Annotated in this window: 18 protein-coding genes; 8 read left to right on the top strand and 10 right to left on the bottom strand. The window is 54.9% G+C overall.

What is annotated here, in order from left to right:
- From RTX30_RS08395 to hpxZ, 4 genes are read left to right on the top strand one after another with little or no spacing between them, the layout of a single operon-like run.
- Complete coding sequence (locus RTX30_RS08395) at positions 1-1584, top strand: gamma-glutamyltransferase family protein (RefSeq protein ID WP_312688829.1); 1584 nt, start codon at positions 1-3, stop codon at positions 1582-1584.
- A gap of 9 nt (positions 1585-1593) precedes the next feature.
- Positions 1594-1782 (top strand): oxalurate catabolism protein HpxX, encoded by a 189-nt coding sequence (gene hpxX / locus RTX30_RS08390; protein ID WP_312688828.1) that lies wholly within the window; start codon positions 1594-1596, stop codon positions 1780-1782.
- Positions 1779-3155: an AtzE family amidohydrolase gene (locus RTX30_RS08385; RefSeq protein WP_312688827.1), complete on the top strand. Its 1377-nt coding sequence runs from the start codon at positions 1779-1781 to the stop codon at positions 3153-3155. Before hpxX ends, RTX30_RS08385 begins: the two co-directional genes overlap by 4 nt.
- Positions 3152-3535, top strand: a complete 384-nt coding sequence (hpxZ, locus tag RTX30_RS08380; RefSeq protein ID WP_312688825.1) for an oxalurate catabolism protein HpxZ — start codon at positions 3152-3154, stop codon at positions 3533-3535. The genes RTX30_RS08385 and hpxZ overlap by 4 nt, the downstream gene beginning before the upstream one ends.
- A gap of 37 nt (positions 3536-3572) precedes the next feature.
- Here the strand turns inward: hpxZ and cysH are convergent, their stop codons facing one another.
- The 3 genes from cysH to cysJ form a co-directional block, all read right to left on the bottom strand.
- Complete coding sequence (gene cysH / locus RTX30_RS08375) at positions 3573-4307, bottom strand: phosphoadenosine phosphosulfate reductase (RefSeq protein ID WP_312688823.1); 735 nt, start codon at positions 4305-4307, stop codon at positions 3573-3575.
- A 100-nt stretch (positions 4308-4407) separates the two neighbouring features.
- A complete protein-coding gene (gene cysI / locus RTX30_RS08370; RefSeq protein ID WP_312688821.1) occupies positions 4408-6120 on the bottom strand; it encodes an assimilatory sulfite reductase (NADPH) hemoprotein subunit in 1713 nt (570 codons plus the stop codon).
- Complete coding sequence (gene cysJ, locus RTX30_RS08365) at positions 6120-7925, bottom strand: NADPH-dependent assimilatory sulfite reductase flavoprotein subunit (RefSeq protein WP_312688819.1); 1806 nt, start codon at positions 7923-7925, stop codon at positions 6120-6122. Before cysJ ends, cysI begins: the two co-directional genes overlap by 1 nt.
- A gap of 355 nt (positions 7926-8280) precedes the next feature.
- On the opposite strand from cysJ, the gene queD reads away from it, so the two are divergent.
- Positions 8281-8646, top strand: coding sequence for a 6-carboxytetrahydropterin synthase QueD (gene queD / locus RTX30_RS08360; RefSeq protein ID WP_312689128.1), 366 nt, complete (start codon positions 8281-8283; stop codon positions 8644-8646).
- 394 nt (positions 8647-9040) lie between these two features.
- Here the strand turns inward: queD and queE are convergent, their stop codons facing one another.
- A complete protein-coding gene (gene queE / locus RTX30_RS08355) occupies positions 9041-9712 on the bottom strand; it encodes a 7-carboxy-7-deazaguanine synthase QueE (RefSeq protein WP_312689127.1) in 672 nt (223 codons plus the stop codon).
- A 199-nt stretch (positions 9713-9911) separates the two neighbouring features.
- Here queE and RTX30_RS08350 point away from each other — a divergent pair, with 199 nt between their 5' ends.
- Complete coding sequence (locus RTX30_RS08350) at positions 9912-10868, top strand: TPM domain-containing protein (protein ID WP_312688817.1); 957 nt, start codon at positions 9912-9914, stop codon at positions 10866-10868.
- A 387-nt stretch (positions 10869-11255) separates the two neighbouring features.
- A complete protein-coding gene (locus RTX30_RS08345; protein WP_312688815.1) occupies positions 11256-12365 on the top strand; it encodes an SDR family oxidoreductase in 1110 nt (369 codons plus the stop codon).
- A 56-nt stretch (positions 12366-12421) separates the two neighbouring features.
- Here the strand turns inward: RTX30_RS08345 and eno are convergent, their stop codons facing one another.
- The 5 genes from eno to rlmD form a co-directional block, all read right to left on the bottom strand.
- Positions 12422-13720, bottom strand: a complete 1299-nt coding sequence (eno, locus tag RTX30_RS08340) for a phosphopyruvate hydratase (protein ID WP_312688813.1) — start codon at positions 13718-13720, stop codon at positions 12422-12424.
- A gap of 82 nt (positions 13721-13802) precedes the next feature.
- On the bottom strand, positions 13803-15440 hold the full coding sequence (gene pyrG / locus RTX30_RS08335) for a glutamine hydrolyzing CTP synthase (RefSeq protein ID WP_312688811.1): 1638 nt from the start codon (positions 15438-15440) through the stop codon (positions 13803-13805).
- Between the two features lie 351 nt (positions 15441-15791).
- Entirely contained in the window at positions 15792-16583 is a 792-nt protein-coding gene (mazG, locus tag RTX30_RS08330; protein ID WP_312688809.1) for a nucleoside triphosphate pyrophosphohydrolase, read from the bottom strand.
- A gap of 64 nt (positions 16584-16647) precedes the next feature.
- Positions 16648-18885 (bottom strand): GTP diphosphokinase, encoded by a 2238-nt coding sequence (gene relA, locus RTX30_RS08325; protein ID WP_312688807.1) that lies wholly within the window; start codon positions 18883-18885, stop codon positions 16648-16650.
- A gap of 52 nt (positions 18886-18937) precedes the next feature.
- Positions 18938-20239 (bottom strand): 23S rRNA (uracil(1939)-C(5))-methyltransferase RlmD, encoded by a 1302-nt coding sequence (gene rlmD, locus RTX30_RS08320; protein WP_312688804.1) that lies wholly within the window; start codon positions 20237-20239, stop codon positions 18938-18940.
- Positions 20240-20295: 56 nt separating this feature from the next.
- On the opposite strand from rlmD, the gene barA reads away from it, so the two are divergent.
- The gene (gene barA, locus RTX30_RS08315; RefSeq protein WP_312688802.1) at positions 20296-23064 is read left to right on the top strand and encodes a two-component sensor histidine kinase BarA; all 2769 of its coding nucleotides are present in this window, start codon (positions 20296-20298) and stop codon (positions 23062-23064) included.
- Positions 23065-23144: 80 nt separating this feature from the next.
- Here the strand turns inward: barA and RTX30_RS08310 are convergent, their stop codons facing one another.
- Positions 23145-24284, bottom strand: a complete 1140-nt coding sequence (locus RTX30_RS08310; protein WP_312688800.1) for a glycerate kinase — start codon at positions 24282-24284, stop codon at positions 23145-23147.
- Positions 24285-24293: the final 9 nt, after the last annotated feature.

Raw genomic sequence — 24293 nt, 5'->3', positions numbered from 1 at the left:
ATGCAAAGTAATATGGCCCCCTCGGGTATGGCGGTAACACCACACCATCTCGCCAGCGAGTCGGCACTGTCGGTTTTACGCCACGGCGGCGACGCCATTCAGGCGATGGTTGCCGCCGCCGCTACGATTGCGGTCGCCTACCCTCATATGAATGGCATTGGCGGTGATGGATTCTGGCTGATTGTGCCGCCACAGGGCGAAGCGCTGGCCATTGATGCCAGTGGTGCGGCCGGGCAACAGGCGACCCAGGCGCTGTATGCCGGGCATACGCATATTCCTCATCGCGGTACGCTGGCCGCGCTTACCGTCCCCGGTACACTCAGCGGCTGGGATGAAGCATTAAACGTCTCTGCGGCACTGGGCAGCGCACCGTTACCGCTCTCACGCCTGCTGGCGGACGCAATCCACTATGCCGCCGACGGGATCCCGGTAACCCATTCGCAGGCCAACGCCACGCAGAGCAAATACCAGGAGCTGGTCGATGTTCCCGGTTTTGCCGGCACCTTTCTCCCTCAGGGCGCTGTGCCGATGGCAGGAAGCCGGTTTTGCCAACCGAGGCTGGCGCGCACGCTGACCCGGCTGGCCACCGACGGGCTGGACAGTTTTTATCGTGGAGGACTTGCAGAACAAATAGCCGATGAAATGCAAACGCTGGGCATCCCCATCACCGCCCAGGATCTGGCGATGCACCGCGCTCAGCGCCGCGTACCGCTTAAGCTCCAGCATAGCCAGGGCGACGTGTTCAATATGACGCCACCGACTCAGGGGCTGGTATCGCTGGCGATCCTCGGCATTACCGACCACCTTGAGATGGCGCAGGCCAACGAAGTACAAACCATCCACCGCATAGTGGAAGCCACCAAGAAGGCGTTTGGCCTGCGCGATCGCTATATCACCGATCCCCGTCATGTAACGTTGCCGGTCCAGAGCCTGCTGGAACAGGTGCCACTGGAACAGCTTGCCGCCAGCATTGATGAATATCGTGCTGCGCCATGGGGCGAGGGCAAAGGGCCAGGTGACACGGTCTGGATGGGAGTCGTCGATAAAAATGGGCTCGCCGTCTCGTTTATCCAGAGTATTTACCATGAATTCGGCAGCGGAGTGGTGCTGCCCGACAGTGGCGTCCTGCTGCAAAACCGCGGGGCGGCATTTAGCCTCGATCCCTCGCATTTGCTGGCACTCATGCCGGGCAAGCAACCTTTTCATACGCTGAATCCCGCCGCGGCACGGCTGAAAGACGGGCGCACTATGGTCTATGGCACCATGGGTGGCGACGGGCAACCACAAACGCAGGCAGCCATTTTTACCCGTCATATCCTGCAAGGAATGCCGTTGCAGGCGGCGGTCTGCGCGCCACGTTGGCTACTGGGGCGCACCTGGGGGCAGGCATCCGACAGCCTGAAACTGGAAGCAAACTTTAGTGAACAAACCTTTCTGGCACTGCGTGAGCGGGGCCATGAGGTGGAGTGGCTGCCCGGATTAAGTGAGGCGACCGGGCATGCGGGCGCGATTGTGCGTCATACCAACGGCATGCTGGAAGGGGCGTTTGATCCTCGCAGCAACGGCAGCGCCGCCGGATTTTAAGGAGCAAGCATGAACAACACAGAGATCGACTGGCCGGCGTATATCCGGCTGATGGAGCAATTGCTGTCGGTACCGCTGAATGATGAGCGCCGCGCGGAGCTGGAGGTGCAACTGCGCCGTATTGCCGATATGGCGCAGCCGTTGATGGCGTTTCCCCTGCCACAGCGTCAGGACGTTGCAGGAGAGTACCGGTTATGAGCTTATCGATTGGGGAGATCCAGCGCGGCCTGCGGGCAAAGCACTTCAGCGCCACGGAGTTGGCGCAGCAAACGCTGACGCGCATTGCGCAGCACAACCCGCGGCTGAACGCTTTTACGGAGATCACGGCGCCAAGGCTGCTGGCAGAAGCGGTGGCGATCGATCAACGCCTTACCAGTGGCGAAACGTTGCCCGCACTGGCAGGCGTACCCTACGCCGTGAAAAACCTTTTTGATATTAAAGGGATAACCACGCTTGCCGGGGCTGAGCTGTTCAGCACACAACCGCCAGCAGCGGAGGATGCCTTCGCCCTGCGCCAGCTTCACTGTGCCGGGGCGACGCTGGCAGGGGCACTCAATATGGATGCCTACGCCTATGGTTTCACCACCGAGAACAGCCATTACGGCCCAACGCGCAACCCGCGCGATCCTGAACGCGTGGCGGGTGGCTCATCCGGCGGTTCTGCCGCAGCCGTTGCCGCCGGGATGGTGAACTTCTCGCTGGGCAGCGACACGAATGGATCCATTCGCGTGCCCGCTTCGCTGTGCGGCATTTATGGTCTGAAACCCACCTTTGGCCGCCTTTCGCGCAGCGGCAGCCACCCGTTTGTCGCCAGTCTCGATCATATTGGGCCGCTGGCGCGTAGTACAGACGATTTGACGCGCGTCTACGATACCCTGCAGGGTCACGATGCAGACGACCGCTGGCAGTCTTCCCGCCCCGACGAAGCAGCGCTACCGCAATTAACAAGCTCAACGACACTACGCTGCGCCGTGCTGGGCGGTTTTTTTTCTGACTGGTGTGATGACAATGCGCGTCAGGCCGTCGCTCGCGTCGCGCAGGCGCTGGGCGCGGCGGATACGCTAACTCTTCCGCAGGCCGAATTAGCCCGAACGGCGGCATTTTTACTTTCGGCGGCGGAAGGCGGAAATCACTATCTTCCGGCTTTGCGCAGTGATGCAGACCGGTTTGAAGCCAACTCCCGTGAGCGTCTGCTGGCCGGCGTGATGACGCCCTCCGCATGGTACCTGCAGGCACAGCGGTTCCGTGGCTGGTTTCGCGATAACACGCTGCCCCTGTTCAACAATGTCGACCTGTTACTGGCGCCAGCGACACCCTGCACTGCCACGCGAATTGGCGCGTCTACCGTGCGCATTAATGGGTGTGATCTGCCGGTTAAAGCCAGTATGGGCATGCTAACGCAGCCCATCTCTTTTCTGGGGTTGCCGGTGGTCACGGTGCCGCTCAATACCGGTAGTGGTTTACCGATTGGCGTGCAGATCATTGGTGCACCCTGGCAGGAAGTGCACTGTTTACAGGCCGCATGGCGGCTGGAACAGAGTGGGATTCTTTATTCACAGGATGCAGAATGAACCGAGACAATATCAACCGCCCGGCGATCCTCAACGAAGTCACTGCGGCGTTTTACCGTTACGAACAGGCGTTAATCAGTAACGATGTGGATGTGCTGGATGAGTTGTTCTGGGATGACGAACGCACCGTGCGCTACGGCGCAACGGAAAATCTTTATGGCATTGCCGCCATCCGTGATTTTCGCCATGCGCGCCCCTCCGCAGGGCTGGAACGGCAGCTACGCAATACCACCATCACCACATTTGGCGACGATATGGCTGTAGCGAGTACGGAATTCACCCGAGAAAACAGCGAGCGCATTGGGCGCCAGATGCAGACCTGGGTTAAGTTTCCCTGGGGCTGGCGCATTGTGGCGGCGCATGTCAGCCTGATGGGATAAAAAAACCCCTCTTTCTCGTAGAAGAGGGGCATAACGCTTAGCCTTCGTGCAGCCCGCATTCGCGTTTCAGGCCAAAGAAGCGCGTCTCTTCTTCCGCCATACCGGGTTCCCATTTACGGGTGGTGTGGGTGTCGCCTACCGAGAGGTAGCCCTGATCCCACAACGGGTGATAGCCAAGACCATGCTGCTGTAGATACTGATACACCGTGCGGTTATCCCAGTCGATAATGGGCAGTACTTTGAATATGCCGCGCTGGATCGCCAGCACCGGCAGGCTGGCGCGGCTTCCGGACTGCTCGCGGCGCAGACCGGCAAACCAGGTTTGCGCGTGCAATTCCGCCAGCGCACGGTTCATCGGCTCGACTTTGTTGATGTCATTGTATTTCTCAATGCCTTCAACGCCCTGCTCCCACAGTTTGCCGTAACGTGCTTCCTGCCATGCCGGGCTTTGCGCCGCACGGTACACTTTCAGGTTGAGCTTGAGCTTGTCCGTTAACTCATCAATAAACTGGTACGTCTCGGGGAACAAATAACCGGTATCGGTAAGGATCACCGGGATCCCCGGCGCCACCTGGTTAACCAGATGCAGGCTTACTGCTGCCTGAATACCAAAACTGGAGGAGAGAACGTACTCACCCGGCAGGTTTTCCAGTGCCCAGGCGACGCGCGCTTCGGCATTGAGCTTTTCCAGTTGCGCATTCGTTTCGGCGAGCTGAAGCACGCGATCCACTTTCGGCAGCGCGTTCAGCGCATTCAGATCGAGTTTGGACATAAGTTCCTCACTGTGTTCGTTGCCTGATAGCGCATTGCGGATCAGGCCGACAGACTGCGTTAATGGCCTGATAGCACAGCGCTACCAGGCTTGCAGGGGGTTATTCCCAGAAATCCCGCGCCGGATCGCGCACCGGGCGAATGATGCCCGTGCGCACGGTAAAGTCGCCAAAGCCCTCACCCTCTTCGCGCTCTTTCGCCCAGCGGGCGACCAGTTCGTCAATCGATGCGAGGATCTCGGGTTCGGTAATGTTTTCACGGTACATCCGCGGAATACGCGTTCCGATGCGGTTACCGCCAATGTGCAGGTTATAGCGACCCGGTGCTTTGCCCACCAGACCGATTTCCGCCAGCATCGCGCGGCCGCAGCCGTTCGGGCAGCCGGTCACACGCAGGACAATGTGATCGTCACCTACGCCGTGCTTCTCCATTACCGCCTCGACGTTGTCGACGAAAGAGGGCAGGAAACGCTCCGCTTCCGCCATCGCCAGCGGACAGGTCGGGAACGAGACGCAGGCCATGGAGTTTTCACGTTGCGGCTTCACCGCGTCCATCAATCCGTGGGCGCGCGCCAGTTTCTCGATTTTCGCTTTCTGGCTGTCCGGTACACCGGCAATAATCAGGTTCTGGTTAGCGGTGATGCGAAACTCCCCTTTATGGATCTTAGCAATTTCCAGCAGACCGGTTTTCAGCGGGCGGCCTGGGTAATCCAGAATACGGCCATTTTCGATAAACAGCGTCAGGTGCCACTTGTTATCAATGCCTTTTACCCAGCCAATACGATCGCCGCGACCGGTAAATTCGTACGGGCGAATCGGCTCAAATTTGATCCCTGCCCGGCGCTCAACTTCGGCTTTGAACGTTTCAACGCCAACGCGCTCCAGCGTGTATTTGGTTTTGGCATTTTTACGATCGGTACGGTTACCCCAGTCACGCTGGGTGGTGACCACCGCTTCGGCTACCGCCAGCGTATGTTCAATTGGCAGGTAGCCAAACTCACTCGCCGTACGGGCATAGGTTTTCTTATTACCATGTTCGATAGAAAGACCGCCGCCCACCAGCAAGTTGAAGCCCACCAGTTTGCCGTTTTCCGCTACTGCCACGAAGTTCATGTCATTGGCGTGCAGGTCAATGTCGTTCTGCGGCGGGATAACTACCGTGGTTTTGAACTTACGCGGCAGATAGGTTGGGCCAAGGATCGGTTCTTCATCGGTGGTGGCGACCTTTTCCTGATCCAGCCAGATCTCTGCATATGCGCGGGTGCGCGGCAGCAGGTGTTCGGAGATCTTCTTCGCCCACTCATACGCTTCGGCGTGCAGTTCAGACTCGTAAGGGTTGGAGGTGCACAGCACGTTACGGTTCATGTCGTTTGCGGTCGCCAGCGCATCCAGCCCGACGGAGTGCAACATCTGATGCACCGGCTTCACGTTCTTCTTCAGAATGCCGTGGAACTGGAAAGTCTGACGGTTAGTCAGACGAATGCTGCCGTAAATCGTGTTGTCATGGGCAAATTTATCGATCGCCTGCCACTGGGTGGGAGTGATGACACCGCCAGGCAAACGGCAGCGCAGCAGCATGGCATGACGCGGCTCGAGTTTTTGCTCTGCGCGCTCCGCGCGAATATCGCGGTCATCCTGTTGATACATGCCATGAAAGCGGATCAGCAGAAAGTTATCGCCGTTGAATCCGCCCGTCAGACCGTCGTTTAAATCTTCCGCAATGGTGCCGCGCAGGAAGTTACTTTCGAGCTTCATGCGCTCGGCATCGGCCAGTTTGCCTTCGACCACCAGAGGGCCAGGATGTTTTTCGCTCATTAGTAGACATCTCGCTGATAACGGCGCTCAACGCGCAGCTCACTTAAAAATTCATCCGCCGCTTCGGCATCCATCGCACCGAATTCGGCAATCACGTCCAGTAAAGCCTGCTCGACGTCTTTCGCCATACGATTGGCGTCGCCGCAGACATAAATGTGCGCACCGTCATTGATCCAGCGCCACAATTCCGCACCCTGTTCGCGCAGTTTGTCTTGTACGTAAATTTTTTCTTTTTGATCCCTGGACCAGGCTAAATCGATACGGTTCAGCACGCCCTCTTTCACATACCGCTGCCACTCAACCTGATAGAGGAAGTCCTCGGTAAAGTGCGGATTGCCAAAGAAAAGCCAGTTTTTACCGGGCGCTTCATCGGCGGCGCGCTGCTGAATAAAGGCGCGGAATGGCGCAATACCGGTACCCGGCCCAATCATAATCACCGGGGTTTCCGGATTGGCGGGCAGACGGAAGTTATCGTTATGTTCGATAAATACCCGGACTTCGCCCTCTTCTTCCACGCGATCGGCAAGGAAGCTGGACGCGCCGCCAGCACGAGCGCGACCTTCAACGTCATAACGCACAACGCCGACAGTGATGTGAACTTCGCTCTCCACTTCCGCCTGCGAAGAGGCTATTGAATAGAGACGCGGTGTCAGCGGGCGCAGCAGATTAATGAGCGCGGCGGCATCCAGTTGCGCGGGTGAGAAACGCACCATATCCACAATAGGCGTAGTCGCCGCGTAGTGCTGCAATTGCGCTTTATCACCGACCAGCGGCAGCAGTGATTCGCTGCGGGTCAGCGTGGCGTAATTTTCCACAATATTGGCGGTGTTAACTGTCAGTTCAAAATGCCACTGCAACGCGTCAGACAGCGGCAGGGTTTTCCCGTCGACAGTGACCGGTTCGTCACCTTTCAGCCACAGCAGTTCAACCAACTCTTTCACCAGTGCCGGATCGTTTTGATACCACACGCCCAGTGCGTCGCCCGGCTGATAACGCAGTCCTGAATCGCCAAGATCGATTTCAATGTGGCGCACGTCTTTTTCTGAATCGCGACCGGTAATTTTCTGATTGACCGACAGACTCGCGGTCAGCGGTGCTTCTTTGGTATAGGGGCTGGAGAACACCTCGTTCACCGCCCCTGTCGCCGACACCACCGCCTGCGCAGGGGTATCTTTTGGTACGCGAGCTTTAAGTACCTCTACCACGCGGGCGCGCCATTCAGCGGCGGCGGCTTGATATTCGACATCGGCATCCACGCGATCCAGCAAGCGCTCGGCGCCCAGTTCTGCCAGCTTACTGTCGAAATCTTTCCCGGCCTGGCAGAAAAACTCGTACGATGTATCGCCCAAACCGAACACCGCAAAGGCGGTTCCTTCCAGTTTTGGCGCTTTCTTAGAGAACAGGAATTTATGTAACGCCACGGCTTCTTCCGGGGCATCACCTTCGCCCTGGGTCGATGCCACGATCACCAATAACTTCTCATTCGCAATCTGTTTGAATTTATAGTCGCCCGCGTTGACAAGGTTGACGTTAAGTTTTGCCGCCAGTAAATCATCACGCAGCGCTTCGGCTACGCGGCGGGCATTGCCGGTTTGCGAGGCGGAAATCAGGGTAATGGACGGAACCTCAGCCGCCGCAGCCGGTGCGGCAACAACAGCGCCAGGCTGCTGGTTCAGCACGCCCCAAAAATAGCCGGAAACCCAGGCAAGCTGGGTCGGAGTTAAGTCAGTCGTGGCCGCCTGAAGGCGCGCCAGTTGCTCCGAATTTAACGGGAGCAACGCGGAAGGTGGGGCCTGAGTCGTCATGCGTCGTTATGTTCCAGTAGCAAAAAAATCCCTCTTCGTTTTGCACGGCGCGAGTGAGTTGGCGACAACGCAAAATCCTGCGGGGTTATAATGTAGAAAAACCAAGTGAAACTAAGGTTAACGGTGGGGATAATAACAATTAAAGAAAGGTTGGAAATAATAAATAACCAAAAGAACTAACCTGTTTTAGTTATAGTTATTAACACTAAAAGCGGTTGATTAATCCATTGAATTTTATAGTGAAACCAAAAATTAGCCTCCATACATGCTGTGGTAATCACTTTTGCCGATTTTAATTAATGCTAAAAAAGGTCATTTCCGCTACCATGCGGCGGTTTTTTAAGCCTGAGAGTGCATTATGTCTACCACGTTGTTTAAAGATTTCACCTTCGAAGCCGCTCACCATTTACCGCATGTACCGCAGGGGCATAAGTGCGGCCGTCTGCATGGACACTCTTTTATGGTGCGTCTGGAGATCACCGGCGAAGTGGATCCTTATACCGGCTGGGTAGTGGATTTCGCCGAGTTAAAAGCGGCCTTTAAACCCCTCTATGACCGCCTGGATCACTATTATCTGAATGAGATCCCGGGGCTGGAAAACCCAACCAGCGAAGTACTGGCAAAATGGATTTGGGATCAGATGAAACCGATTATGCCGCTGTTAAGCGCGGTGATGATAAAAGAAACCTGCACCGCAGGTTGTGTCTATCGCGGCGAGTAATCCCGCACTGGCAGTCAGCCCTTCATCGCAAAGGGCTGACGCCGATTCCCTGTCTTTCTCCCGCATCAAAAATCCGCCATCGCTCACGCCAGAATGATGCTTCACATCGCCACGGAGCCAGGAAGAATGATCTCCTGCTAACTGGCCGGCACCCGTTGTGCGTATTTGCCTTATTCCGGTTAACCTGGGTCAGGTGTTCCTTTAAGGGAATACGTTGGGTGAGAAGACAGGGCATGATTAAAAAGACAAGATTTTCCTGAATCCAATTCGATGACAGCAAGGAAAATAACCGACATGGATGATTCAGGAAGGCGGTGAGGATTATCCGGATAATATGTCGCGCAAACAGGACCAGAGTGAAGAAAAAATAAACCCGCCAGTGGCGGGTTTATTGTCAGGCAATATTTAAATATTTATGCGTCTGCATCGACAATCGCCAGTTACGGGCGATACAGGTTTCGATACATAATCGCGTTGCATCATCTTTCTGGCTGATTGGCTGCAGGGCAATTACCCTGTGCTTGTCATCCCTAAGCTGCGCCAGTAACGCGTCCAGCGCTTCAATATCACGCACCCGGCCAACCGGATGTTTAATTTCATCGGCACGTTCCAGCGCCTGCTGCAGCACATCATAGCCACCGCGCATATTGACCTTGGGCGACACGGTTACCCAGGTGGTGTGCGATGCGCGAACGTCATGGGTGCCACTGGTTTCAATCTGGCAGCTAAAACCGTTTTTCTCCAGCAGGGCGGTGAGCGGAATAAGATCATGAATGCAGGGTTCGCCGCCGGTGATCACCACATGGCGGGCCGTCCATCCCTGACGTTGAATGATGGCGAGCAACTCTTCGCTGTCTGCTGCGCCCCATTTGTCGCTCTCTTTGGTTTTTGCAAGGATGCTAAACAGCGACACTTCCCGATCCGCAAGCTTATCCCAAGTGTGTTTGGTATCGCACCAGGCGCAACCAACCGGGCATCCCTGTAAACGAATAAAAATGGCGGGAACGCCGGTAAAGTAACCCTCGCCTTGAAGGGTCTGGAACATCTCGTTAATCGGGTACTGCATCATCGCTCTTATTGAAGGAGTAAAGAGGTCATTATTACAGATAACCGCCAGGGGATCATGTGCCATTTGCGCCACGCTGCGCGGCTATGCCCCCCAGGGAATGCTTACTGCCAGTTATAGTCAATTGTCATCAATTCCGGATAGCCGCTATTATGCCAGGGTGTTTAGCCCTTTTATCTGCCTTGCAAGGATGATCTCTATGGCACGCTTACTGGCATTATTGCTGGTACTGACCGGTTTTTTCGCCCAGGCTCTGGCTGCTCCGGTTCCCGCGATGCGCGGCTTTGTTAACGATCCTGATGATTTATTAACCTCATGGCAACGCGAGCAACTCTCCCAACAGGTCAACGGGCTGAATGAACGAACCGGAACTCAAACTGCCGTGCTGGTGGTTTCTACGACACAGGGTGAGAATATCGATCGCTTTGCCAACCAGGTATTTAACCAGTGGCAGCTTGGCAATGCGCAACGCAATGACGGCGTGCTGTTACTGGTCGCCTGGCAGGATCGCGCAGTGCGAATTGAGGTGGGCAAGGGGCTGGAAGAGATGCTCACCAACACGCTCGCCAATCGTATTATCTACGAACATATGCTCCCCTTTTTCAGGCTCGACGATCTGAGTACCGGCATCATCCGCGGTGTTGAAGGCATCACTACGGTACTTGCCAGTCAACCGCTCCCGGTCGCAGAAACGCCCTCTTTCTGGCAAGAACTGACGGCCTGGTTCTCTCTGTGGAAAACGCTGCCGCTGCTGGTATTGCTGATTGTCTTTCTGACGCTTAAAGGCATGATCCGCGTTTTGGTGACGTTATTTATAGTCTCTTTCCCGCTGGCGTTGGTGCTGCTGTTTATTAGCGACAATGCGCCGTGGCTTATTCCCTGGGTGTGGTTCAGCGCGGCAATACCCGCCTCTATTATGCTGATGGTGTTCGGCGTCTGGCTGATTTACCCGATGCGTCTGACCGCAGCAGGAAGGCAGAAGTACCGTGAAAGCAGGCAAACGAGCACCCTACGCAGCAGTGCGGCAACCTGGAGCAGCACCGACAGCACCCACTACAGCAGTAGCGACAGTACAAGTCACAGTAGTAGCGATAGCGGCAGTTCTGGCGGTGATGGCGGTTCCAGCGATGGCGGAGGCTCATCAGGCAACTGGTGATGTCACGGCCTTGAAAAACCGGGAGATAAATACCCGGTCACTATCAGGCAGGGTTAATGTGATTTCGTCGCAGAAATACCTGCCGGTAACAATTTAAATCTGGCATGAAATGGTGTAACCAAACGTGTTTATTTTTACATATTGAATTATTTAAAACAGTTTCGACAAATGAAATTAATAAAAAATAAATTATTTAAAAACAGCAAGATAAATATTTAGTTCTCTACCATGGAATTTTTTTAAATTCTTGCATGTCAAAGTTAAATCCCCTTTTGCCGTTACCTTAAAATAAGCTTAAGACCCCTCTTTTCCCGGCGTAATGTTATTTATCTCGCGTTTAGCTTTCTGTGCCTAAAATCCGGCCATCGACCATGTGAGATAGCATTCATGAATACATTATTAATAACTGGCGTTACGGGTTTTCTTGGCGGGGCAGTATTAGAAAAAATCCTCAACAGCAATGAAGCGATGCACTTATTATTACTGGTTCGCGCAGAAAATGCCGAAGCAGGCATCGAACGCGTAAAGCGCAACATGCGCAAATTTAATCTCAGTGAAGAAAAATTGCAGCGACTGACATCTGACCAGATCCTGCTGGGGGACCTGGGTGAACCGGAAAGCTTCCTGGATGATCCACGACTGGAGTCGGTAACTCAGGTACTGAACTGCGCTGCGGTGGCCTCGTTTGGCAACAACCCGCTGGTATGGAAGGTGAATGTTGAAGGGACGCTTGCCTTTGCCCGCCGTATGGAGCAGGTTGCGGGTTTACAACGTTTTCTGCATGTGGGTACCGCCATGTCCTGTACACCAGAACCCGATTCTTTGGTGCCGGAAAGCGCGGAATTTCGCGAGAATGCCGAGCATCTGGTGGCTTACACGCACTCTAAATCCACGATTGAACAACTGATGCGCAAAACGTGCCCGGCGCTGCCGCTCGTTATTGCCCGTCCGTCGATTGTTGTGGGTCATACCAGTCACGGTTGCCAGCCTTCAACCAGCATTTTTTGGGTGTTCAGCATGGGGCTGATGCTGCAAAAATTTATGTGCTCATTGGAGGATCGGGTTGATGTGATCCCGGTGGATTATTGCGCCGATGCGCTGCTTATGCTGCTCGGTGGTGAAATTGCGCGTGGCGAAGTAGTGCATATTTCTGCCGGTGAGGAGAACAGCGTCCGTTTTGCAGATATTGACCATGCTATGGCGCAGGCGCTGGAGAAAGCCCCGGTCGGCGATAAGTATGCACAGGTCAGTTATGAGACGCTGGTGAAGATGCGCCGCGAGCTGAAAGATATCTTCGGCCCGTGCAATGAGCGTTTAATGCTGAAGGCCATGCGCCTGTACGGTGCTTTTGCCACACTGAATGTCCGTTTCAGTAATGATAAGTTGCTGAGCATGGGAATGCCGAAACCCCCGCGCTTTACTGATTATATTGCCCGCTGCGTCCAGACGACGCGCGGTTTGTCTATCCCGCAACAGATGGAAGTCGACTTTAAATAGTCAAAAAAAATGCCAGTCAAACGACTGGCATTTTTATCAGTATCAATGCTTAGCGATTACGCCTGGCCTTTGATCTCTTTCAGACCGTTGAACGGTGCCTGCTCGCCCAGCGCTTCTTCGATACGAATCAGCTGGTTGTATTTAGCAACGCGGTCAGAACGGCTCATAGAACCGGTTTTAATCTGGCCAGCTGCAGTACCTACCGCCAGGTCAGCGATAGTTGCATCTTCAGTTTCGCCTGAACGGTGAGAGATAACAGCAGTGTAGCCAGCATCTTTCGCCATTTTGATTGCAGCCAGAGTTTCGGTCAGAGAACCGATCTGGTTGAATTTGATCAGGATGGAGTTGGCGATGCCTTTCTCGATACCTTCTTTCAGGATCTTGGTGTTGGTTACGAACAGGTCGTCACCCACCAGCTGGATTTTGTCGCCCAGTACTTTAGTCTGGTAGGCGAAGCCATCCCAGTCAGATTCGTCCAGACCGTCTTCGATGGATACGATCGGGTACTGTTTGGTCAGATCTTCCAGGAAGTGAGTGAACTCTTCAGAAGTAAACGCTTTGTTGCCTTCGCCAGCCAGAACGTATTTGCCGTCTTTGTAGAACTCAGACGCTGCACAGTCCATTGCCAGGGTGATGTCTTTGCCCAGCTCGTAGCCAGCAGCTTTAACCGCTTCAGCGATAACAGCCAGTGCTTCTGCGTTAGAACCCAGGTTCGGCGCATAACCACCTTCGTCACCGACTGCAGTGTTCATGCCTTTCGCTTTCAGCACTTTCGCCAGGTGATGGAAAACTTCAGAACCCATACGGATGGCTTCTTTCACTGTTTTCGCGCCTACCGGCTGAATCATGAATTCCTGAATGTCGACGTTGTTGTCAGCGTGCTCACCACCGTTGATGATGTTCATCATCGGAACCGGCATGGAGTATTTGCCCGGGGTGCCGTTCAGTTCAGCGATGTGCGCATACAGCGGCAGGCCTTTAGAAGCAGCAGCTGCTTTGGCCGCGGCCAGGGACACAGCCAGAATGGCGTTTGCACCGAAGTTAGATTTGTTTTCGGTACCGTCCAGGTCGATCATGATCTTGTCAATGCCAGCCTGATCTTTGGCATCTTTGCCAAGGATAGCCTGAGCGATCGGGCCGTTAACCGCGCCAACAGCTTTGGTGACGCCTTTACCCAGGAAACGGGATTTGTCGCCATCGCGCAGTTCCAGCGCTTCGCGGGAACCAGTGGAAGCACCTGACGGCGCAGCTGCCAGACCTACGAAACCACCTTCCAGGTGTACTTCGGCTTCAACAGTCGGGTTACCACGGGAGTCGATGATTTCACGACCGATGACTTTAACGATTTTGGACATTAGGTTTTCCTCAGTACAAGTTAAACTAAAACTCCAGACAAACAACGCGTACCCTGGGGTACGCGTTGCTGTTGTAACTTTTTTACTTCGCCTGGCGCTTTTGGTACTCGCTGGCGGCTTTCACAAAGCCGGCAAACAGCGGATGCCCATCACGCGGCGTAGAAGTAAATTCCGGATGGAACTGGCAGGCAACGAACCACGGATGATTCGGCACCTCAATGATCTCGACCAACTGATCATCACCGGAACGGCCTGCAACACGCAGACCCGCAGCTTCAATTTGTTTCAACAGCATATTGTTGACTTCGTAACGATGACGATGACGTTCAACGATCGTCGGCTCACCGTACAACTGACGAACCAGACTGCCATCATCAAGCTGGCACTGCTGCGCGCCGAGGCGCATAGTGCCGCCGAGATCGCTCTTCTCCGAACGCTGCTCAACGTTGCCGTCTTCATCGCGCCATTCGGTAATAAGCGCCACTACCGGGTACTTACAGTCTGGCACAAATTCCGTGGAGTTGGCGTTCTCCATCCCGACGACGTTACGCGCAAATTCAATCAACGCAACCTGCATACCCAGGCAAATGCCCAGATAAGGAATATTGTTCTCACGCGCATAGCGTGCGGTGGCGATCTTGCCTTCCACACCACGGTAGCCGAAGCCGCCAGGGATGAGGATAGCATCCAGGCCTTTCAGAATTTCGACACCGCGCGTTTCCACATCCTGCGAATCAATCAGCTTGATGTTAACGGTCACGCGGTTTTTCAGGCCACCGTGTTTCAGCGCCTCAATCACCGATTTGTAGGCATCCGGCAGTTCAATGTATTTACCGACCATACCGATGGTGACTTCACCTGACGGATTCGCTTCTTCGTAAATAACCTGTTCCCATTCGGCCAGGTTTGCGTCCGCACAGTTCAAGCTGAATCGTTTACAAATATAATCGTCCAGCCCCTGTGATTTCAACAGGCCCGGGATTTTATAAATGGAATCGACGTCTTTCAGAGAAATCACAGCTTTTTCTGGAACGTTACAGAACAAAGCAATTTTTGCACGTTCATTAGCAGGAACCGCGCGATCGGAACGGCAAATCAGAATATCCGGCTGGATACCGATAGAGAGCAGCTCTTTTACAGAGTGCTGTGTCGGTTTGGTTTTTACTTCCCCGGAAGCGGCCATGTACGGCACCAGCGTCAGGTGCATATAGAGTGTGCGCTCGCGGCCCACTTCTACCGCCATCTGACGGATCGCTTCAAGGAACGGTAAGGATTCGATATCGCCGACAGTACCGCCGATTTCCACCAGCACGACATCATGGCCTTCACCACCTTCGATGATGCGCTCTTTAATGGCGTTGGTGATATGCGGAATAACCTGTACGGTCGCACCCAGATAGTCGCCGCGACGCTCTTTGCGCAGCACTTCAGAGTAAATACGGCCGGTGGTGAAGTTGTTGCGGCGGGTCATTTTGGTGCGAATGAAGCGCTCATAGTGACCCAAATCCAGATCGGTTTCAGCGCCATCTTCGGTAACGAACACTTCGCCATGCTGGATAGGACTCATTGTACCCGGATCGACGTTGATGTACGGATCGAGTTTCATCATGGTGACGTTGAGGCCACGGGCTTCAAGAATGGCTGCCAGGGAGGCTGCGGCAATGCCTTTACCCAGAGAGGATACGACCCCGCCGGTCACAAAAATATAGTTCGTTGTCATGCTGAACCTGAGAAGTTAGGTTTAAAAGACGATGGAATAACCAGGACGGGAAAGCAGTATACCCGAGGATGGCCTGTGCCACAAACTTTCATTGCCCTCTCCTTCGTTCTTCAGGCCGCATCTGCATTGGCTTCCTTCGCGAACCCCCGTCACACTGCCATTCTGTGCATCTGGAGATTCGCCCGGTTGCCGCCTTGCTGCGTCCCGAATTACTCGAAGAGGCGATTCTCAAGGCATTTCAACAAACTTAAGGAGTGTGAAAATAGCCATTTTTGGGTAAATGTTTTTGACGTAAATCAACCGCTTGTTATTTAAAAAACCACACAAACAGCGCTTACCGGAACAAATCCGTTAAAGATCATGTTCCTGGCGTTTTACTTGTTGCCAGACATTTTCCATTGTTTCCAGATCGACACCTGTCATTTCCAGGCCGCGTTCGCCTACAATTCGCTCGACCTCGCGAAAACGCCGTTCAAATTTGAGGTTCGCTTTTTGCAGCGCGACTTCGGCTTTGACACCAAGGTGGCGGGAAAGGTTGACGGTGGCGAACAACAAATCGCCCATTTCTTCTTCAAGTCTGGCTTCATCAACAACAGCCTGTTTTGCTTCGTGCATGACTTCATCGATCTCTTCATACACTTTATCGAGCACCGGTCCGAGCGTTGCCCAGTCGAAACCGACGGTCGCGCAGCGTTTCTGGATTTTATGCGCGCGCATGAGCGCCGGCAGGCTGTGCGGAATATCATCCAGCGCGGAATGTTGCGCTTTTTCCGCCCGCTCTTCGCTTTTGATTTGTTCCCAGCGCGTCAGCACCTCGGTGCTGTTTTCTGCGTGCGCATCGCCAAAGATATGCGGGTGACGGCGTTCCAGTTTGTCGCTGATAGCCGCGCAGATGTCGTTAAAGTCAAAACGCCCCTCTTCCTGTGCCATTTGCGCATAAAACACCACCTGGAATAGCAGGTCGCCCAACTCGCCGCGTAAATCATCAAAATCTTCGCGGGAGATAGCATCCAGTACTTCGTAGGTTTCTTCCAGCGTGTAAGGGGCAATGGTGGCGAAAGTTTGTTCCTTATCCCACGGGCAGCCGGTTTCCGGATCGCGCAGGCGTTGCATAATCCCGAGCAAACGGTCGATTTGAGTCATGAGAAATCCCTGAAATGAAAGTAGTGATCCTCTCCCTATGGGAGAGGATCGAGTGAAGAGAATATCAACTACCGTGCAAACGGCGGGCGTCAATCACATCGGGCACCTGGTTAAGCTTACCGAGCACGCGGCCCAGCACTTGCAGGTTGTAAATTTCGATATTCATATCGATTGTGGCCAGTTGCTGTTTGGTATCGCTCCGGCTGGCAACGCCTAACACGTTGACCTTCTCATTGGCGAGAATGGTGGTGATATCGCGCAGCAGCCCACTGCGATCGTTAGCGGTGACACGCACGACCAGCGAGTAGCCCGCAGAATAGCTTTCGCCCCACACGGCATCGACAATACGCTCCGGTGCCACTGTGCGCAGCTCTTCGAGCTGATCGCAGTCAGCACGGTGAATAGAGATCCCGCGCCCCTGCGTAATAAAGCCGACGATTTCATCCCCGGGGATCGGCTGGCAGCAACGCGCGATATGGTGCATCAGATTGCCGACACCTTCGACCACCACGCGCCCATTGTCCTTACTGCGCGTTTGCGGCGTGAAGGTTTTTTGCTGCAACTGTTTCAGCGCAGCGGCATCCTGCTCTGCCGCGCTGGGCTTGTTGAACTGCGCTTGCAGGAAATTGACCATCTGATTGAGACGAATATCACCGCCGCCTATTGCCGCCAGTAACTCCTCAATTTCATTGAAGTTATAGCGCGGCAGCAGGTGTTTTTCCGCCTCTTTCAGGCTGATTCCCAGATGCGCCAGCTCGTCGTCGAGGATCTGCCGCCCGGCAAGGATATTTTTGTCGCGATCCTGTTTACGGAACCAGGCATGAATCTTCGAGCGCCCGCGGCTGGTAGTCACGTAACCCAGGTTAGGATTCAGCCAGTCGCGGCTTGGGTTCGGCTGCTTCTGGGTGATGATTTCGATCTGATCGCCCATTTGCAACTGGTAGGTGAAGGGCACAATGCGCCCGCTGATTTTCGCACCGATGCAGCGGTGGCCCACGTCACTGTGAATATGATAAGCAAAGTCCAGCGGCGTGGAACCTGCCGGTAAGTCCACCACATCGCCTTTTGGCGTAAACACATACACCCGGTCGTCGAACACCTGGCTGCGTACTTCGTCGAGCATTTCGCCGGAGTCGGCCATCTCTTCCTGCCACGCAATCAGCTTGCGCAGCCAGGCGATGCGGTCTTCGTGGGCAGAACGCGGGCTGCCAGCCACCGCCGTGCCCTCTTTGTACTTCCAGTGCGCCGCCACGCCAAGCTCGGCGTCTTCATGCATCTGGCGGGTACGAATCTGGATCTCTACCGTTTTCCCGCCCGGCCCCAGCACCACAGTATGAATCGACTGGTAGCCATTGGGTTTCGGGTTGGCGACATAATCGTCAAACTCATCCGGCAGGTGGCGATAATGAGTGTGAACAATCCCCAGTGCCGCGTAGCAGTCCTGCAAACGTTCGGCCACAATACGCACGGCACGCACGTCAAACAGCTCATCAAAGGCGAGATGTTTTTTCTGCATTTTGCGCCAGATGCTGTAGATATGTTTAGGGCGACCATAAACTTCGGCTTTCACGCCTTCGGTTTTCATCTCGGCGCGTAAATGGCCAACAAATTCATCAATGTAATGTTCGCGATCGATACGGCGTTCGTGCAGCAGCCTGGCAATGCGTTTATATTCCGCCGGGTGCAGGTAACGGAAGCAGTAATCTTCCAGCTCCCACTTCAGTTGCCCGATGCCGAGACGGTTAGCCAGCGGCGCATAGATATTGGTGCACTCTTTGGCCGCCAGCACGCGTTCATCTTCTGGCGCGTCTTTCACCTCGCGAAGATGGGCAATGCGTTCCGCCAGCTTGATGACCACACAGCGAAAATCGTCCACCATGGCCAGCAGCATACGACGAACGTTATCGACCTGTTCAGAAGAGACGGAGTCAGTGTGGGTGGCTTTAAGCTGGCGGATAGCCGCCATATCGCGCACGCCATGGATCAAGTTGACTACCGACGCACCGACGCTTTCACTCAGCACCTCTTCACTGACCACTTCGGCATCCGCCAGTGGGAACAGCAGTGCGGCACGCAGCGTATCGATGTCCATACTCAGCATTGAGAGGATTTCAACCATTTCAATGCCGCGCGACAGCAATATTTCCGCGTGCGGGTGCCCTTGTGTTTGGCGCAGACAATATGCCCAGGTTTCGGTTAAGCGTTCACACGACGGTTGACTGGTAATGCCCAGACTCGCGATCCATTTTCCCGGATCGAATTCACCCGCTTTGTTCAAATGCGCACTGCGTACCGCAACCATTGTCCTCTCCTTTCAGGGACCGGGCCTGCCGAATTCGACAAGCCGAAATTAATCATTGGTGATCCACAAACAATACCATCGATTCCAGGTGGCCAGTGTGTGGGAACATGTCCAGCATCGCTAGCTGCTGGATCTGGTAACCTGCGTTTAAAAGCGCTTCACTGTCGCGAGCAAGCGTAGCCGGATTACAGGAAACGTACACCACCCGCGCCGGTGATAATTTTATAATATGTTGCATCACACCGCCCGCGCCCGCGCGTGCCGGGTCGAGTAAAATTTTGTCAAACCCACGGCTGGCCCACGGCTGCTTTGTGACATCCTCCTCCAGATTTTCGTGAAAGAATGTCACATTCTGCAAGCCATTCTTTTGGGCGTTTTCCTGCGCTTTCGCCACCAGCCCGGCAACCCCTTCGACCCCGACCACGCTGGCTGCATATTTCGCCAGCGGCAGTGTGAAGTTGCCCATTCCACAGAACAGATCCAGCACCCTGTCGCCTGGCTGCACATCCAGCCAGGCCAGCGCACGCGCGACCATTTGCTGATTTACCCTGTCGTTGACCTGGATAAAATCGCGCGGACTGAACGTTAAGCGTAGCCCGTCCGAGCTGTACCAGGGAGTTTCTCCGTTAACGTGTTCAAGTATCTCGCTTTGTGGTGCGAGATACAGCGCAAGGTCGTGAGAATGCGAAAACTGTTCCAGTTTTTCTTTATCGGCCGAACTTAACGCGCCGGTATGACGCAACACCATCAGCGGCCCGTTATCCGCATCGACCAGTTCGACATGCCCAAGGTGACGCGCGGCTTTTAACTGCGTCAGGCACTCGCGTAGCGGCACAAGCAATGCTTCAAGACGGCGCACCAAAACAGGGCATTGGCGGATATTTACAATCTCGCTGCCTCCGGCATGACGAAACCCCATATCCAGCTGCTGTGTTTTGGGCTGCCAGCTCAGGCTGAGGCGCGCGCGTCGGCGGTAGGCCCACGGCTCGCCGGCAATCACATCGTTCACTTCGTGCTTCATCAGGCGCGCCAGCGCGGCGCTTTTGCTGCGTTGCTGCAGTGCAACGCTGGCGTGCTGCTGCTGGCAGCCGCCGCACATGCCAAAATGCGGACACTGGGGCAAAACGCGCTCGGGGCTGTCGTTCAGGCGACGTTTCACCTCGCCACGGGCAAACTGCCGTTTGTCCTCTTTGAGGACGATTTCTGCCGTTTCGCCAGGCAGAAGAGCGGGAATAAACAATGCCTTACCGTTATGGCGCGCAACCCCCTGGCCAAAAGGATCGAGGTCGTTTACGGTTACGGTTATTTTCTGACTAGTCGTCACGCGTCGTTTTGCAGAGTAGAATTGCGCCATTGCAGGGAATATCTCAATTACAGATTAATGGCCTAATTCTCCCATAACGGAACTCCATGACCAACTACAGCTTGCGCGCACGCATGATGATCCTGATCCTGGCTCCCACTGTGCTTATCGGTGTGCTGCTCAGCATCTTCTTCGTGGTTCATCGCTATAACGACTTACAGCGTCAACTGGAAGACGCCGGAGCCAGTATTATCGAACCGCTGGCCGTCTCCAGCGAGTACAGCATGACGTTGCAGGACAAAGACGCTATCGGTCAGCTTATTAGCGTGCTGCACCGCCGCCATTCGGACATTGTACGGGCGATTTCGATTTATGACGGGCAGAATAACGTCTTCGTATCGTCCAATTTTCAGCTCGATGGCGATGATCTGAAACTGGCGGAAGGGCAGCCTTTTCCACGCAAGCTGAGCGTGACCCGACACGGCGATGTCATGGTGCTACGCACGCCGATCCTTTCAGAAGGCTACGTTCCGGCGAATACGGCGCTCCCGGTAGATAGTATTACCGGCAATATGCTCGGTTATGTCGCACTGGAGCTGGATCTGAAGTCGGTCCGCTTACAACAGTACAAAGAGATTTTTATCTCCAGTCTGATGATCCTGTTCTGCATCGGCATTGCGCTGATTTTCGGCTGGCGACTCATGCGCGACGTCACCAGTCCAATCCGTAATATGGTCAATACCGTCGATCGCATTCGTCGCGGGCAACTCGACAGTCGCGTTGAAGGCTTTATGCTGGGCGAACTGGATATGCTGAAAAACGGCATCAACTCGATGGCGATGTCGCTGGCGGCCTACCACGAAGAGATGCAGCACAATATTGACCAGTCCACCTCCGATCTGCGGGAAACCCTGGAGCAGATGGAGATTCAAAACGTTGAGCTGGATCTGGCGAAAAAGCGCGCCCAGGAAGCGGCGCGCATTAAATCTGAGTTCCTGGCCAATATGTCCCATGAACTGCGCACGCCGTTGAACGGAGTGATTGGGTTTACCCGCCTGACGCTGAAATCGGAACTCAACCCGACCCAGCGTGACCATTTACTGACCATTGAGCGTTCAGCCAATAATCTGCTGGCGATCATTAACGATGTGCTTGATTTCTCCAAACTGGAAGCGGGCAAACTGATCCTTGAGAGCATCCCCTTCCCGCTGCGCAATACGCTGGATGAAGTGGTGATCCTACTGGCACATTCCGCTCACGATAAAGGGCTGGAACTGACGCTGAACATCAAAAACGATGTGCCGGATAATGTGATTGGCGATCCGCTGCGTTTACAGCAGGTGATCACCAATCTGGTGGGCAATGCCATCAAATTTACCGAGAACGGCAACATTGATGTGGTGGTCGAAAAGCGCGCCATCAGCAATAACAAAGTACAGGTTGAGGTGCAAATCCGCGATACCGGCATCGGTATCCCCGAGCGCGATCAATCGCGGTTGTTTCAGGCGTTTCGTCAGGCCGATGCCAGCATTTCACGGCGTCACGGCGGTACCGGGCTGGGCCTGGTGATAACCCAAAAACTGGTCAATGAGATGGGGGGCGATATCTCCTTCCACAGCCAGCCGAATCGCGGTTCGACCTTCTGGTTCCATATCAATCTTGACCTCAATCCCAACGCGATAAGCGAAATGCCAGGCACGGGCTGTCTGGCAGGTAAACGGCTGGCTTATGTGGAGCCGAACACCGCTGCGGCGCAAAGTACGCTGGATGTGCTGAGCGAGACGCCGCTGGAGGTGATTTACAGCCCGTCGTTCTCTGCCCTGCCGCAGGAGCACTACGATATTTTGTTGATGGCTATCCCGGTTACGGTGCGCGAACCCCTGAGCATGCAGCATGATCGCCTCGCCAGAGCGGCGGCGATGACGAACTATTTACTGCTGGCACTGCCGTGCCATGCGCAGGTGGATGCCGAAACCCTCAAGCAGGATGGTGCCGCAGCCTGCCTGCTTAAGCCGCTGACCAGCACGCGTTTGCTGCCAGCACTGACGGAATATTGCCGCTCCACGCGCATTGCGCAGACCGCGTTAGCGGATGAAAGCAAACTGCCGATGGCGGTCATGGCGGTGGACGACAACCCGGCAAACCTGAAGCTTATTGGCGTATTACTGGAAGATCAGGTGCAACATGTCGTCCTGTGTGAAAGCGGCATGCAGGCGATTGAACGTGCAAAACAGCTACAGTTCGATCTGATATTAATGGATATTCAGATGCCGGATATGGACGGGATCCGCGCCTGCGAGTTGATCCGCCAGCTCCCCCACCAGCAGCAAACGCCGGTCATTGCCGTAACCGCCCACGCAATGGCAGGGCAAAAAGAGAAGCTACTCAGCGCCGGGATGAACGATTATCTGGCGAAGCCCATCGAAGAGGACAAACTGCATAATCTGCTGCTGCGCTACAAACCCGGCCCGGACATCAGCACCTGGTTAACGCCGCCTGAACCTTCCACTGCGCCCACCGCGCCGGAGATTAATTCGGACGTGACCCTCGACTGGCAACTGGCGCTGCGTCAGGCTGCCGGGAAAACTGATTTGGCTCGAGAAATGCTGCAAATGCTGATCGAGTTCCTGCCGGAAATTCGCAATATGGTCGAAGAACAACTGGTAGGCGAAGCCCCGCAAGGCCTGTCGGAAGGTATTCACAAACTCCATGGCAGTTGCGGTTATAGCGGCGTGCCGCGGCTGAAAAACTTATGCCATTTGATTGAGCATCAGTTGCGTAGCGGAGTGCCGGCCGAAGAACTCGAGCCAGAGTTTCTGGAATTGCTTGATGAGATGGACAATGTTACGCGGGAAGCACGCCGACTGATTGGTTAGCCAGCCGGGTCGCGGCGCGACGTGATCCGGCCGGCGGGGAGGATATGGCCGGACAGGCGTTAGCGCTATCCGGCACCGGGTTATAAAGTTTGCCCCGCTTTCAGCACAGCGGCCACATTGCGGGCCGTCATGCGCACATTTTCCCCGGCATTCGCCAGCGCATCATCCAGCGAACACACTTTGTAGATGACGCTGAATACCGCATCGATGCCGTGGTGGTGCACAACCTCCACGTCAGCCGTCAGGCTACCAGCGATGCCAATCACCGGGATCGCGTAACGCTTCGCGACTTTCGCCACCCCTACCGGTACTTTCCCGTGCACGGTCTGGCTGTCGATCCGCCCTTCGCCGGTGATCACCAGATCGGCATCGGCAACGTGCTTATCCAGCGACAGCGCATCGGTCACGATCTCTATCCCCTGGCGCAATTCTGCTTTGCAGAACGCGTATAACGCTGCGCCCATGCCGCCTGCAGCACCGCCGCCCGCCAAATGCAGCACATCCAAATCCAGGTCGCGGGCGATAATTTTCGCATAGTGCCCCAGCGCCTCATCCAGTCGGGCGATCATCTCCGGCGTGGCCCCTTTTTGCGGGCCAAATACTGCCGAAGCGCCCTCTTTGCCCGTCAGCGGGTTGGTCACGTCACAGGCCACCTCAATGCGGCACTCCACCAGGCGTTTATCCAGCTCGCCAATATCAATGCGCGCCAGGGTTTCCAGTGCGGCGCCGCCCGGCGCAATCTGCTCGCCTTTGTCGTCCAGCAATTTGGCGCCCAGCGCCTGCACCATTCCTGCACCACCGTCATTGGTCGCGCTGCCACCAATGCCAATGATGATATGTTTCACGCCCGCATCCAGCGCATGGCGGATCAACTCTCCAGTCCCCCAGGAGGTTGTCACGCGTGGATCGCGTTTCGCTGGCGGAACGATTTCCAGCCCGCTGGCCGCCGCCATTTCAATAAACGCCGACTTTTCATCGCCAGACAGACCGTAAAACGCCTCTACCGGCTCAGCAAGCGGCCCTTTTACCGCCACCTTCACGATACGCCCTTCCGTTGCGGCGACCATGGCCTCGACCGTCCCTTCACCGCCATCCGCAACCGGTATTTTTACATACTCCGCAGTGGGGAAAATTTCGCGAAAGCCGCTTTCAATCGCGGTCGCTACATCCAGAGCACTCAAACTTTCTTTATAGGAGTCCGGTGCGATAACAATTTTCATAAGCCATCC

The organism is Kosakonia sp. (assembly GCF_032052965.1).
Taxonomy (GTDB): domain Bacteria; phylum Pseudomonadota; class Gammaproteobacteria; order Enterobacterales; family Enterobacteriaceae; genus Kosakonia.
The sequence above is the reverse complement of the archived record's forward strand: the minus strand, read 5'-3'. Positions and strand labels throughout refer to the sequence as shown.